Annotated in this window: 15 protein-coding genes; all 15 read left to right on the top strand. The window is 34.6% G+C overall.

From position 1 onward, the window contains the following. Positions 1–156: 156 nt before the first annotated feature. The 15 genes from aspS to ABDW27_RS13220 all read left to right on the top strand — a co-directional run bounded on the left by aspS (position 157) and on the right by ABDW27_RS13220 (position 14,686). Complete coding sequence (gene aspS, locus ABDW27_RS13290; protein WP_343696345.1) at positions 157–1,908, top strand: aspartate--tRNA ligase; 1,752 nt, start codon at positions 157–159, stop codon at positions 1,906–1,908. A gap of 302 nt (positions 1,909–2,210) precedes the next feature. Beyond that, positions 2,211–2,405: a cold shock domain-containing protein gene (locus ABDW27_RS13285; protein WP_007137066.1), complete on the top strand. Its 195-nt coding sequence runs from the start codon at positions 2,211–2,213 to the stop codon at positions 2,403–2,405. 243 nt (positions 2,406–2,648) lie between these two features. Beyond that, positions 2,649–3,014: an NADH-quinone oxidoreductase subunit A gene (locus tag ABDW27_RS13280; RefSeq protein ID WP_343696344.1), complete on the top strand. Its 366-nt coding sequence runs from the start codon at positions 2,649–2,651 to the stop codon at positions 3,012–3,014. Positions 3,015–3,172: 158 nt separating this feature from the next. Beyond that, on the top strand, positions 3,173–3,721 hold the full coding sequence (locus ABDW27_RS13275; RefSeq protein WP_343696343.1) for an NADH-quinone oxidoreductase subunit B: 549 nt from the start codon (positions 3,173–3,175) through the stop codon (positions 3,719–3,721). Position 3,722: 1 nt separating this feature from the next. Then, entirely contained in the window at positions 3,723–4,244 is a 522-nt protein-coding gene (locus ABDW27_RS13270) for an NADH-quinone oxidoreductase subunit C (protein WP_343696342.1), read from the top strand. Positions 4,245–4,262: 18 nt separating this feature from the next. Beyond that, positions 4,263–5,501 (top strand): NADH-quinone oxidoreductase subunit D, encoded by a 1,239-nt coding sequence (locus tag ABDW27_RS13265; RefSeq protein ID WP_343696341.1) that lies wholly within the window; start codon positions 4,263–4,265, stop codon positions 5,499–5,501. A 194-nt stretch (positions 5,502–5,695) separates the two neighbouring features. Further along, positions 5,696–6,226, top strand: a complete 531-nt coding sequence (locus tag ABDW27_RS13260; protein ID WP_331138575.1) for an NAD(P)H-dependent oxidoreductase subunit E — start codon at positions 5,696–5,698, stop codon at positions 6,224–6,226. 1 nt (position 6,227) lies between these two features. Then, on the top strand, positions 6,228–7,598 hold the full coding sequence (gene nuoF / locus ABDW27_RS13255; protein WP_343696340.1) for an NADH-quinone oxidoreductase subunit NuoF: 1,371 nt from the start codon (positions 6,228–6,230) through the stop codon (positions 7,596–7,598). A gap of 172 nt (positions 7,599–7,770) precedes the next feature. After that, complete coding sequence (locus ABDW27_RS13250; RefSeq protein WP_343696339.1) at positions 7,771–8,802, top strand: 2Fe-2S iron-sulfur cluster-binding protein; 1,032 nt, start codon at positions 7,771–7,773, stop codon at positions 8,800–8,802. Positions 8,803–8,805: 3 nt separating this feature from the next. After that, positions 8,806–9,858, top strand: coding sequence for an NADH-quinone oxidoreductase subunit NuoH (gene nuoH / locus ABDW27_RS13245; protein ID WP_343696338.1), 1,053 nt, complete (start codon positions 8,806–8,808; stop codon positions 9,856–9,858). A gap of 83 nt (positions 9,859–9,941) precedes the next feature. After that, on the top strand, positions 9,942–10,487 hold the full coding sequence (locus tag ABDW27_RS13240) for an NADH-quinone oxidoreductase subunit I (protein ID WP_343696337.1): 546 nt from the start codon (positions 9,942–9,944) through the stop codon (positions 10,485–10,487). Then, a complete protein-coding gene (locus tag ABDW27_RS13235; protein ID WP_343696336.1) occupies positions 10,487–11,026 on the top strand; it encodes an NADH-quinone oxidoreductase subunit J in 540 nt (179 codons plus the stop codon). Before ABDW27_RS13240 ends, ABDW27_RS13235 begins: the two co-directional genes overlap by 1 nt. Further along, a complete protein-coding gene (gene nuoK, locus ABDW27_RS13230) occupies positions 11,026–11,346 on the top strand; it encodes an NADH-quinone oxidoreductase subunit NuoK (protein ID WP_133523522.1) in 321 nt (106 codons plus the stop codon). The genes ABDW27_RS13235 and nuoK overlap by 1 nt, the downstream gene beginning before the upstream one ends. Before the next feature lie 6 nt (positions 11,347–11,352). Further along, on the top strand, positions 11,353–13,236 hold the full coding sequence (gene nuoL, locus ABDW27_RS13225; RefSeq protein ID WP_343696335.1) for an NADH-quinone oxidoreductase subunit L: 1,884 nt from the start codon (positions 11,353–11,355) through the stop codon (positions 13,234–13,236). Positions 13,237–13,246: 10 nt separating this feature from the next. Then, positions 13,247–14,686 (top strand): NADH-quinone oxidoreductase subunit M, encoded by a 1,440-nt coding sequence (locus ABDW27_RS13220; protein WP_343696334.1) that lies wholly within the window; start codon positions 13,247–13,249, stop codon positions 14,684–14,686. Positions 14,687–14,703 lie beyond the last annotated feature (17 nt).

Genomic DNA, 14,703 nt, shown 5'->3' with positions numbered 1-14,703 from the left:
AGTATTAAAATTTGTTTTTAGTGACTCAAATCTAAAGAAATAACAGCTTTGAAATTTCAGAATTAACAAAATATTTAAAATTAAAAGCATCAAGTTTATCAGTTTACTATATTATTTTGAATTTTGTATTTACTTTTGCAGTCTAAAATTGAGATTATGTATAGAAGTCATAATTGCGGCGAACTAAACGCTTCAAATATTAATACCGAAGTTACACTTGCGGGCTGGGTTCAAAAATCACGCGATAAAGGATTTATGAATTGGGTCGATCTACGCGACCGTTATGGAATTACACAACTTATTTTCGACGAAAGTCGTACTGATAAAACCGTTTTTGAATTAGCAAAAACTCTTGGCCGTGAATTTGTAATTCAGGTAAAAGGAACTGTTATTGAGCGTGAAGCAAAAAACAAAAACATTCCGACTGGTGAAATCGAAATTTTAGTTTCTGAATTGACTATTTTAAATTCTGCTTTAACGCCGCCTTTTACAATTGAAGATGAAACGGACGGTGGTGAAGATATCAGAATGAAATACCGTTATTTAGATATTCGTAGAAATCCAGTAAAAAACAGTTTATTATTCCGTCATAAAGTTGCGATGGAAGTTCGTAAATATCTATCAGATTTAGATTTCTGCGAAGTTGAAACGCCGTATTTAATCAAATCTACTCCGGAAGGAGCAAGAGATTTCGTTGTACCAAGCCGTATGAACGAAGGACAATTTTATGCCTTACCGCAATCTCCGCAAACTTTCAAACAACTTTTGATGGTGGGCGGAATGGATAAATATTTCCAAATCGTGAAATGTTTCCGTGACGAAGATTTACGTGCAGACCGTCAGCCTGAGTTTACTCAGATTGACTGCGAAATGGCATTTGTTGAACAAGAAGATATTTTGAATGTTTTCGAAGGTTTGACAAGACATTTATTAAAAGAAATTAAAGGTATAGAAGTAGATAAATTTCCAAGAATTACTTACGATTATGCTATGAAAACATACGGAAATGACAAACCGGATATTCGTTTCGGGATGAAATTTGGTGAGTTAAACGAATTTGCACAGCATAAAGAATTCCCTGTATTTAATTCAGCAGAATTAGTTGTGGGAATTGCTGTTCCGGGAGCAGGAAATTATACTCGTAAAGAAATCGACGGGTTAATTGACTGGGTTAAGCGTCCGCAGGTTGGTGCATCTGGAATGGTTTATGTAAAATGCAATGAAGACGGAACTTATAAATCATCTGTAGATAAATTCTACGATAATGATGATTTAGCAAACTGGGCAAAAGCTACAGAAGCCAATCCCGGAGATATGATTTTTGTACTTTCTGGTCCGGCAAACAAAACACGTGCGCAGCTTTCTGCACTTCGTATGGAATTAGCAACTCGTTTAGGATTACGTAATCCTGAAGAATTTGCTCCATTATGGGTTGTGGATTTCCCATTATTAGAGCTTGATGAAGAAAGCGGTCGTTATCATGCAATGCACCACCCGTTTACTTCTCCAAAACCAGAAGATATTAAATTATTAGAAACTGAACCTGGAAATGTTCGTGCTAATGCTTATGATATGGTTTTAAACGGAAACGAAATTGGAGGTGGATCTATTCGTATTCACGATAAAGCAACACAGCAGTTAATGTTTAAATATTTAGGTTTTAGTGAAGAAGAAGCAAAAGCGCAATTTGGTTTCTTAATGGATGCTTTCCAGTTTGGAGCGCCGCCACACGGAGGTTTAGCTTTTGGTCTTGACAGATTAGTAGCTATTTTAGGCGGACAGGAAACTATTAGAGATTTTATTGCTTTCCCTAAAAACAATTCTGGACGCGATGTAATGATCGATGCTCCTGCTGCAATTGATGAAGCACAATTAAAAGAATTACACATAAAAATTGATTCTATATAATACATATAGAAATACATCAATAAAAAAACGGCTGAATTACTTCAGCCGTTTTTTTATTTACAATTGTAGAAATAATCATAAAATATGTGTTTTTTGAAATATGAAATTCTTACAATTAACATATTTTTATATTCTTACAATTAATGATTCTCAATTAATGGTGTTTTATAAATAAATTGCTGTAATAAACTACGCAAAAACACTGTAAATCAATAATTTTTAGAAAAATTTAACAGGTATATGTAGTTTGTATGGTTTAATATATTACATTTGTTTTATTATAAATTATTATTACAATTACAATGCGTACAGGTACAGTAAAATTTTTCAATGAATCTAAAGGTTATGGATTCATTACAGACGAAGAAACAGGAAAGGACATCTTCGTTCACGCTTCAGGAATTAACGCGGAAGAATTACGCGAAGGTGACCGTGTAAGCTACGAAGAAGAAGAAGGAAGAAAAGGGAAAGTTGCTGCTAAAGTGGCAGTAATCTAAGAAAAATATAGCAATTTATTTTTTTTGCCTCTGAATGGTTTAAGAAACGTCTCGATTATTCGGGACGTTTTTTTATGCACCTATTTCTTAAAAAAATATTAAAAAAACCGAACCTTATTTATAATCAATAAAAATTACAGGTAAACGCGGTTTCATCGAGTACTTATCTCTCCCTTTAGTTTGTGATTTACGTAGTTGAAAGTTATCTTTGTGGCTTATTCTTTAAGTAAAAAAGTTAAACTTATGCAATCAGATCAATACAGTTACATTCCTATTTTAATGCAGTTCATTTTGGCTGTTGGTTTTGTGGTAGGAACAATCATTATTTCTGGAAAATTAGGCCCAAAAAGAACCTCTGAAGTTAAAGATAAAAACTTTGAGTGCGGTATCGAATCTGTTGGTAATGCTCGTATTCCTTTTTCGGTAAAATATTTCCTTGTAGCTATTTTGTTTGTATTGTTCGACGTAGAGGTTATTTTCCTTTACCCTTGGGCGATAAACTTTAAAGATTTGGGTGTAGAAGGAATGCTTAAAATGATTGTTTTCATGGCTTTGCTTTTAGTTGGTTTCTTTTACATCATCAAAAAGAAAGCTTTAGAGTGGGAATAAATTGATTTTAGATTTCAGATTTTAGATTTTAGATTAACATGATTTAGAATTTCAGATTTGAAAAATAATTTCTCAACACACAATATTGAATTTTAAAATATTGATTTCGGTTTCAGAATCAAAAATCTAAAATCAGAAATCTACAATCTAAAATAAAAATGAGCGATTCAAATGTAAATATGGTTGCGCCACCCGAAGGTGTTGTTGGTGAAGGTTTCTTTGCTACAAAACTAAATGATGTTGTAGGTTTAGCACGCGCGAATTCTCTTTGGCCATTACCATTCGCAACATCTTGCTGCGGAATTGAATTTATGGCAACAATGGCTTCACATTATGATTTAGCACGATTTGGTTCAGAGCGTGTGAGTTTCTCACCTCGTCAGGCCGACATGTTACTGGTAATGGGAACAATTTCAAAAAAAATGGCTCCTATCTTAAGACAAGTTTACGAACAAATGTCTGAACCACGCTGGGTAATCGCAGTTGGTGCCTGTGCTTCATCAGGAGGAGTTTTCGATACATACTCTGTTTTACAGGGAATCGATAAGGTAATTCCGGTTGATGTTTATGTACCGGGATGCCCGCCAAGACCAGAACAAATTGTTGACGGTGTAATGAGATTACAAGAATTGGTAAAAAACGAATCTGTAAGACGCAGAAGCTCGCCAGAATACCAGGAATTATTAGCTTCATATAATATCTCATAAAATGGCTTTAGAAAATACCCAAATTCAAGATAAACTTGTAGAAACATTCAATAACGATGTTTTTAACTTTCAGCAGGAAAGAGATATTTTTACTTTAGAAGCATCTGCAGATAAAATAACAGCATTGATTCTATTCTTAAAAAACGATTCAGAATTACGCTTTCACTTTTTAACAGATTTATGCGGCGTTCATTATCCAGACAATGATTCAGAACGTCAATTTGCTATCGTATATCATTTACATAACTGGTACGAAAACAAACGCCTTAGAATCAAAGTATACCTTAATGGCGAAAAACCTGAGATCAAATCTATTTCAAATATTTTCCTTGGTGCAAACTGGATGGAGAGAGAAACTTACGATTTCTACGGAATCAATTTTATTGGTCACCCGCAATTGAAACGTATTTTGAATATGGATGAAATGGTGTCTTTCCCAATGAGAAAAGAATTCCCAATGGAAGACAGCGGAAGAACTGACAAAGACGACAGATTCTTCGGAAGAACAGTATCAAATTGCTAAATAATTCAACATTATAAAATGTCAGAACTATTATTACCACCAGAGCATCGTTATGCTAAAATAATTAAGGAGAAACTAAACGAAGACGGAAGCGAACTTTCTGTACTGAATTTAGGACCTACTCACCCGGCAACTCACGGTATTTTTCAAAATATCCTATTGATGGATGGTGAACGAATTTTAGAAGCTGAACCAACTATTGGTTACATTCACAGAGCTTTTGAAAAAATCGCAGAAAATCGTCCTTTTTATCAAATCACACCTCTTACAGACCGTATGAACTATTGCTCCTCTCCTATTAATAATATGGGATGGTGGATGACTTTAGAAAAACTATTAGGTATTGAAGTTCCAAAAAGAGCACAATATTTAAGAGTTATTGTTATGGAGCTGGCACGTATTACAGACCACTTAATCTGTAACTCAATTCTTGGTGTTGATACTGGTGCGTATACAGGTTTCTTATACGTTTTTCAATTTAGAGAAAAAATCTACGAAATCTACGAAGAAATTTGTGGAGCTCGTTTGACTACAAATATGGGAAGAATTGGTGGTTTTGAAAGAGACTGGTCTCCGGAAGCTTTCAAAAAACTAGATACTTTCCTTGAAGAATTTCCAGTTGCATGGAAAGAATTCGAAAACTTATTCGAGAGAAACAGAATTTTCCTTGACAGAACTGTAAACGTTGGTGCAATTTCAGCAGAAAAAGCAATGGCTTACGGATTTACAGGTCCAAACTTGCGTGCAGCAGGAGTTGATTATGATGTTCGTGTTGCTCAACCTTATTCATCTTACGAAGATTTCGATTTTATTGTTCCTGTTGGAAAATCAGGAGACACTTATGATCGTTTCTGTGTTCGTAATGCTGAAGTTTGGGAAAGTTTAAGCATTATTCGTCAAGCTTTGGATAAAATGCCGGCAGGAAACGAATATCATGCTGAAGTTCCAGATTATTACCTTCCTCCAAAAGAAGACGTATATAATAATATGGAAGCTCTAATCTATCACTTTAAAATCGTAATGGGAGAAGTTCCTGTTCCGGTTGCCGAAATCTACCATCCTGTTGAAGGAGGAAACGGGGAAATTGGTTTCTATTTAGTTACTGACGGAAGCAGAACTCCATATAGATTACATTTTAGAAGACCTTGCTTTATTTATTATCAAGCATATCCTGAAATGATTAAAGGTGCTTTATTATCTGATGCAATTGTTATTCTATCAAGTTTAAACGTAATTGCAGGAGAATTAGACGCGTAAAAAATTTTAGATTGAAGATTTTAGATTTTAGATTGCAGAATGGCATATCTAAATTTTAGATTGAAAATCTACACTTATATAGAATTGAAGAATTCAGATTGAAAAATCTAAAACTTAAATAAAGATTGCAGAATACGGATTATAGACAAAGATTGAACAAATCTAAAATCTAAAATCTAAAATCTAAAATAAAAATGGAACGTAAACATTACAAACAAGAAATAAATATGACTGAGGCATTGATGACACGCATCAATGAATTAATCAGTCATTATCCGGAAGGCAAACAAAAATCGGCTTTACTGCCTGTTCTGCATGAAGTACAGGATGCGCACAATAACTGGCTTAGCATTGAATTGCAGGATAAAGTTGCCGAAATTCTTCAGATAAAACCAATTGAGGTTTATGAAGTGGTTACTTTTTATACCATGTTCAACCAAAAACCAATTGGAAAATACATGTTTGAATTTTGCCAGACTTCTTGCTGTTGTTTACGTGGTGCTGAGGATTTAATGGATTATACTTCTGAAAAACTAGGCATTAAAATGGGCGAAACTACTCCTGACGGGATGTTTACCATTGCCGGTGTAGAATGTTTAGGTGCCTGCGGATACGCTCCGATGATGCAGCTGGGCGATTTCTACAAAGAGAAACTGACAGAAGAAAAAATCGATCAGATCATTGCTGATTGTAGAGATGATAAAATAATATTACACGATAAATAAGATGTCACAAAAAATATTATTAGATAAAATCAATATTCCTGGAATTAAAACCTACGAAGTTTATCGCCAAAATGGTGGTTATGCTTCTGTAGAAAAAGCTTTAAAAACATTAACGCCAGACGAAGTTACTGAAGAAGTAAAAAAATCAGGATTACGTGGTCGTGGTGGTGCAGGTTTCCCTGCCGGAATGAAATGGAGCTTTATTGACAAAAAATCAGGAAGACCAAGACACTTAGTTTGTAACGCCGACGAATCTGAACCGGGAACTTTTAAAGATCGTTATTTGATGGAATTTATTCCTCACTTATTGATCGAGGGAATGATTACTTCAAGTTATGCCTTAGGAGCAAACTTATCATATATCTACATTCGTGGAGAATATATGTGGGTTTTCAAAATTTTAGAAAGAGCAATCGCCGAAGCTAAAGCTGCCGGCTGGTTAGGAAAAAATATATTAGGTTCAGGATATGATCTTGAACTTCACGTTCACTGTGGAGCTGGAGCTTATATCTGCGGAGAAGAAACTGCACTTATCGAATCATTGGAAGGAAAAAGAGGAAATCCTCGTATTAAACCACCTTTCCCAGCGGTTTCTGGTCTTTGGGCAAATCCAACTGTAGTGAACAATGTTGAAACAATTGCAACTGTGCCTTGGATTGTAAACAATTCTGGCGACGATTATGCAAAAATTGGAATTGGACGTTCTACAGGAACTAAATTAATTTCTGCTTCAGGACACATCAAAAATCCTGGTGTTTACGAAATTGAACTAGGTTTAAGCGTTGACGAATTCATGAACTCTGATGAATATTTAGGAGGAATGTCTTCTGATCGTCCGTTAAAAGCATTTGTACCGGGAGGTTCTTCTGTGCCAATTTTACCAGCTGAATTGATTTTCAAAACAGCAAACGGCGAAGATCGTTTAATGACTTACGAATCTTTAAGTGATGGTGGTTTTGCTACCGGATCAATGTTAGGTTCTGGAGGATTTATCGTTTACAACGACACCGCTTGTATCGTAAGAAACACTTGGAACTTTGCACGTTTTTATCACCACGAATCTTGCGGACAATGTACGCCTTGCCGTGAAGGAACTGGATGGTTAGAAAAAATCTTATGGAGAATCGAGAACGGCCAGGGCCGTGAAGAAGATATCGAATTATTGTGGAGTATTCAGAGTAAAATTGAAGGAAACACAATTTGTCCGCTTGGTGACGCCGCTTCTTGGCCAGTAGCAGCAGCAATTCGCCACTTTAGAGATGAATTCGAATATCACGTTCGTTTCCCTGAAAAAATTAAAAATAGAGATCACTTTGTTGCTGAACCTTTCTCACAAGTTAAGCATTTAGTAGGCGGTAAAGTAATCGTATAAAAATAAAAAGCAGAAAGTTATAAAGTTCATAATGTTAAAAAGGACCGCAATTCTTTTCAATATTCCGACTTTCAACAAAAAAGTTTAAAATAGTTTAAAGTTTCAAGTTTTTTTTAGTTTCAAGTGAAAAAGTGAAACGTAAAACCTGAAACTAAAAAAACAAAATAAAGAGATGAAAGTAACCATAGACGGTCAAAGTATAGACGTAGAGCCAGGAACAACGATCCTGCAGGCTGCACGTATGATTGGCGGGGATTTAGTTCCTCCAGCCATGTGCTATTACTCAAAATTAAAAGGCAGCGGTGGAAAATGTCGTTGTTGTTTAGTTGAAGTTTCCAAAGGTAGTGAAGCTGATCCACGACCAATGCCAAAATTAATGGCATCTTGTGTAACAGGATGTATGGACGGAATGGAAGTAAACAGTAAATCTTCTGCCAGAGTAACGGAAGCGCGTAAATCTGTAACAGAATTTTTATTAATTAACCACCCATTAGACTGTCCTATTTGTGATCAGGCGGGAGAATGTGACCTTCAAAATTTAAGTTTTGAGCACGGAAACCCAAAATCACGTTATATTGAAGAGAAAAGAACGTTTGAACCAGAAAATATTGGTCCAAATATTCAACTGCATATGAACCGTTGTATTTTATGTCAAAGATGTGTACAAGTTGCAGATCAATTGACAGACAACAGAGTTCACGGAGTATTAGATCGTGGAGATCATGCTAATATTTCTACTGGAATTTCTAAAGCGATCGACAATGAGTTTTCTGGAAACATGATCGACGTTTGTCCGGTTGGAGCTTTAACAGATAAAACTTTCCGTTTTAAATCAAGAGTTTGGTTTAACAAGCCTTATAACGCACACAGAGAATGTACTACTCCTGGATGCTGCGGTAAAACTACAGTTTGGATGTTTGGTGGAGAAATTCAGCGTGTAACGGGTCGTAAAGATGAGTACCATGAAGTAGAAGAATTCATCTGCAACAGCTGTCGTTTTGATCATAAAGATGTTAATGACTGGGTTATCGAAGGACCAAGAGAATTTGAAAAAGATTCTGTTATCAACCAAAATAACTACACTCAAAAATTAGAGAAAGTAGAAATCGATACAGAGAAAAATATCCTTTTAGGTAGAGATATTGACCGTAAAAAAATTAGTATGGCAGCAATTCCATTAACTAATAATGATAAAAAAGCGTAAGGAATGGAAAGTGCATTTATTATAGAAAAAAGTGTTGTAATTGTAGTCGTTTTTGCGGTAACAATGATTATGGCTATGTATTCTACATGGGCTGAACGTAAAGTTGCAGCTTTCCTTCAGGATCGTGTTGGTCCAAACCGTGCAGGTTGGGGAGGTTTATTACAACCACTTGCCGATGGTATGAAATTGTTCTCAAAAGAAGAATTTTTTCCAAACACACCTAATCGATTTTTATTTATTGTAGGGCCTGCTATTGCCATGAGTACAGCTTTGATGACAAGTGCTGTAATTCCGTGGGGAGACAGACTTCATGTTTTTGGAAGAGAAGTTATCCTTCAGGCAACTGACGTAAATATTGCTTTATTATACATTTTTGGAGTTCTTTCTGTTGGAGTTTACGGTATCATGATTGGTGGATGGGCTTCTAACAATAAATTCTCATTGATGGGAGCGGTTCGTGCAGCTTCTCAAATGGTTTCTTATGAAATTGCAATGGGATTATCAATGATTGCTTTATTGATGATGACCGGAACTATGAGTTTAAAAGAAATTTCATTACAGCAGCAAGGCATGAACTGGAATGTTTTCTATCAGCCTTTATCTTTCCTGATCTTCTTAATTTGTTCATTTGCAGAAACTAACAGAACACCATTCGACTTAGCGGAATGCGAGAGTGAGTTAATTGGAGGATACCACACTGAATATTCATCTATGAAAATGGGATTCTATTTATTTGCTGAATATGCAAGTATGTTTATCTCTGCAACCATTATTTCTGTATTGTTCTTTGGAGGATATAACTATCCTGGAATGCAGTGGATGGTAGAGAATGTTGGTGTAAATGCGGCTAACTTATTAGGAATTGGGGTACTGTTTATAAAAATATGTTTCTTTATATTCTTCTACATGTGGGTACGCTGGACAATTCCAAGATTTAGATATGACCAATTAATGCACTTAGGCTGGAGAATTTTAATTCCGCTTTCGATTGTTAATATCATGATTACAGGAGCTGTTATTTTGAGGCACGATATCGCAGCTTTCTTAGGATTCTAAGAACCGTAATTAGTTTAAATAAAAAACAAAATAGATTTGAATTTGAGTGACCAAATTTTGAATCATAAATTATAATAGTAAAAATGTCAATAGAAACTATATCATTATCGGGTAGAAAAAAATTAGTCTCTAATAAAGAGATGACTTTTTTGGAACGATTGTATCTTGTGGCAATTGTAAAAGGTTTGTTTATTACCATTAAACACTTTTTTAGAAAAAAAGCTACGATTCATTACCCAGAACAGGTTCGTGAAAGAAGTGCTGTTTACCGTGGTCAGCATATGCTGAAACGTGATGAACAGGGCCGTGAGAATTGTACTGCTTGTGGATTATGTGCTTTATCATGTCCTGCAGAAGCTATCACAATGAAAGCCGCTGAACGCAGACCTGATGAAAAACATTTATACAGAGAAGAGAAATATGCTGAAATCTATGAGATCAACATGCTTCGTTGTATTTTCTGCGGTTTATGTGAAGAAGCCTGCCCGAAAGATGCTATCTATTTGACAGAATCTAAAGTATTAGTTCCAGCTAATTACGAGAGAGAAGATTTCATTTTTGGAAAAGACAAATTGGTAATGCCTTTAGAAATGGCAATTAAAAATTCACAACTTAACAACGCTAACTAATGATACACATTCCAGATCTTGCAAACGCAACTCCTGTAGGAGTGATATTTTGTATCTTAGCGTTTATTACGGTAATTACCGCTTTCCTTACTATTTTTAGCAGAAACCCAATTCACTCAGCAATTTATCTAGTGATTTGTTTCTTTACTATTGCTGGTCATTATTTATTATTGAACTCTCAATTTTTAGCTGTAGTACATATAATAGTTTATTCTGGGGCGATTATGATTTTGTTCCTGTTTACGATTATGTTAATGAACCTAAATGAACAAAAAGATGTTCACAGACCAAGGATTACTCGCTTGGGAGCAATTGTATCTTTTTGTTTAATCGTTATCGTTTTAATTGCAATTTTCATCAACTCAAAACCAATTGTTGGTGATTACGATTCTACTGGCGAAGATTTCCAATCTATTAAAGTATTGGGCAAAATATTGTTGAACGAATATATGGTCCCATTTGAGTTTGCTTCGGTTCTACTTTTGGTTGCGATGATTGGAACTGTATTATTGTCTAAAAAAGAAAAATTAAATAAATAATGGGTAATATATTAAATCAAATAGGTATTGAAAATTACATCTTTTTAAGTGTTGTACTTTTTTGTATTGGTGTTTTTGGTGTATTGTACAGACGAAATGCAATTATCGTTTTTATGTCTATCGAAATCATGCTGAATGCAGTTAACCTTTTATTTGTGGCTTTCTCAACGTATCACCAAGATGCGCAGGGGCAAGTTTTTGTATTCTTTTCAATGGCTGTAGCTGCTGCCGAAGTAGCAGTTGGGTTAGCAATTTTAGTTTCTATTTTCAGAAACATTGGCTCAATTAGTATCGATAACTTAAAAAATTTAAAAGGATAAAAAGAAATGGATATTAATTTAGCTTTACTTTTAGTATTAACTCCTTTTTTAGGATTTTTAATCAATGTTTTCTTTGGAAAAAGCTTAGGTAAAACAGTTTCGGGATTTATCGGAACTGCTGCTGTAGCAATTTCTTTTATAGTTACTCTTGTTCTTTTTAATCAAATTACATCAACAGGAAAAGCAATTCAGGTTACTCTTTTTGACTGGATTCAAATTAGTAACTTAAAAATCAATCTTGGATTTTTATTAGATCAATTATCTGTTCTTTGGTTATTATTCGTAACCGGAATTGGATCTTTGATTCACTTATACTCTATCAGCTACATGCATGATGATGAAAACATGCACAAATTCTTCTCTTACCTGAATTTGTTCGTTTTCTTCATGATCACTCTTGTAATCGGAAGTAACTTATTAGTGTTATTTATAGGTTGGGAAGGTGTTGGACTTTGCTCTTATTTATTAATCGGATTTTGGTATAAAAATCAGGATTATAACGATGCGGCAAAGAAAGCTTTCATCATGAACAGAATTGGAGATTTAGGTCTTTTAATTGGTATGTTCATTCTTGGTTCAATGTTCTCAACATTAGATTACGCTACATTAAAAACAGCAATTGCCGGAGCTTCAAACTTAAATTTATCATTACTTTCTTTAGCTGCTTTATGTTTATTCATTGGAGCTTGTGGTAAATCTGCTCAAATTCCGTTATACACCTGGTTACCTGATGCGATGGCTGGACCAACTCCGGTTTCTGCATTGATTCACGCCGCAACGATGGTTACTGCTGGTATTTTTATGGTAACAAGATTAAACTTTGTTTTTGATTTAGCTGTTGATGTACAAACTGTAATTGCAGTTATCGGAGCAATCACTTCATTAGTTGCTGCTACAATTGGCTTAGTACAAAACGATATCAAAAAAGTATTAGCTTACTCTACGGTTTCACAATTAGGATTAATGTTTTTAGCATTAGGATTTGGAGCTTATGAAGTGGCTGTTTTTCACGTAATCACACACGCTTTCTTTAAAGCTTGTTTATTCTTAGGTTCAGGTTCTGTAATTCATGGATTGCACGGAGAACAGGATATGCGTAACATGGGAGGATTGCGTAAAGCAATGCCTATTACATTCTGGACAATGCTTATTTCATCATTAGCCATTTCAGGAGTTCCATTTTTCTCAGGTTTCTTCTCAAAAGATGAAATTTTATTAACTGCTTTCCACCATAGTATTCCATTATATGTTGTTGGATCTGTAGCTTCAATCATGACGGCTTTCTATATGTTTAGATTAATGTTCCTGACTTTCTTTAAAGAATTTAGAGGAACTGAAGAGCAGAAACATCATTTACACGAAAGTGGTGCGTTAATTACTTTCCCTTTAATGATTTTAGCTCTTTTAGCTACTTTTGGGGGATTAATTAGTTTACCTGGAAACAGCTGGTTAAATGAATATTTAGCTCCTCTTTTTACAAAAGCGGCTGGCGAAGAACATCATTTAGGAGCGACTGAATATACTTTAATGGGTGTCGCTGTATTAGGTGCATTGTTAGGAATTTTAATTGCTTACGTAAAATACTTCAAACAAGATAATGTTCCGGAAGCTGACGAAAACATTACAGGTTTAACAAAAGTATTATACAATAAATATTATGTAGATGAAGCTTACGAAGCGATTTTTGTTCGCCCGGTAAATGCATTATCAGGATTCTTTAGAGACTATATTGAAACGGGATTATCTGCAGTTGTTTTTGGATTAGGAAAAGCAGCAAACGAATTAGCATTTCAGGGTAAAAAACTTCAAACCGGAAGTATCGGATTGTATTTATTCGCTTTCGTTTTAGGTCTTTGTGCCATTGTTTCTTATATATTTTTAGCTCAATAATTTTATAACTATGAACGTTTCTCTTATATTAATTATTCTTTTAGTTGGTGCATTTATCACCTATTTTGCCGGTGACAAACTCGCTTCAAAAGTAGCTTTGTTCTTTAGTTTAACAGCTCTTGGCTGTTCGGTTGTATTGTTAAACCATTTTAATGCTGGTGAAAATATCAGCTTAGTTAATGCGTGGATTACACAACCTAAAATTTCATTTGCGCTAAATGCTGACGGATTGGCTCTTGCAATGCTTTTATTGACAACAGCTTTAACTCCAATTATTATATTCTCTTCTTTTGGGAACGAATATAAAAACGCAAAAGCTTTTTATGCACTGATTTTATTTATGGCTTTTGCGATGACAGGAACTTTCCTTGCTGCAGATGGTCTTTTATATTATATTTTCTGGGAGTTAGCTCTAATTCCTATTTACTTTATTGCTCTTATTTGGGGTAACGGAGATGCTGAAGAACGCAGAAAAGCAGTGGTTAAATTCTTTATTTATACACTTGCAGGTTCATTGTTCATGTTAGTTGCTTTCATTTATTTGTACCAAAAAGCAGGTTCTTTCTTAATTGAGGATTTATACAAAGTAGATTTATCTGAAAGTGAACAATTATGGATTTTCTTAGCTTTCTTCTTAGCTTACGCTATTAAAATTCCAATTATTCCTTTCCACACCTGGCAGGCAAATGTGTACCAAAAAGCACCAACCGTTGGAACAATGCTTTTATCTGGTATCATGCTTAAAATGGGATTATACAGTGTTATCCGTTGGCAATTACCAATTGCACCTCTTGCTGCAAAAGAATACATGAATATTTTTATTGTATTAGGAATTGCTGGTGTTATCTATGGATCAATCGTTGCTTTACGTCAGAAAGATTTAAAGAAATTATTGGCTTATTCATCTCTTGCGCACGTTGGATTAATTGCTGCTGCATCTTACACTTTAACTCTTGATGGTTTACGTGGAGCTGTATTACAAATGATCGCTCACGGTTTTGTAGTAGTTGGATTATTCTACGCTGCAGAAATTATCTTTAGAAGATTTGCAACAAGAGAAATTTCAGAATTAGGAGGAATCCGTATACAATCTCCAAAATTTACTTCAATGTTTTTAATTTTGGTTTTGGCTTCAGTAGCACTTCCAAGTACTTTTAACTTTGTTGGAGAATTTACAGTATTATACAGTCTTTCTCAAATCAATATCTGGTTTGCAATTTTAGGAGGAACTACTATTATTTTAGGAGCTTACTATATGCTTAAAATGTTCCAGAATGTAATGCTTGGTGATACCAATTCTAAAACTTTTGCAGATGTTTCTGTAAATGAAGGAATCTCGATGGTAGCAATTATAGTTGTTTTGATATTCTTTGGATTCTATCCAAAACCAATTACAGATTTGATTACTCCAAGTTTAGAAACGATTTTAAACGTTATCAATAAAAACTAAGATTTTAGAATAATGAT

The sequence above is a fragment of the Flavobacterium sp. genome, from assembly GCF_039595935.1.
GTDB lineage: Bacteria > Bacteroidota > Bacteroidia > Flavobacteriales > Flavobacteriaceae > Flavobacterium.
Note: the sequence above shows the minus strand (reverse complement) of the source record. Positions and strands in the feature narration are given on the sequence as shown.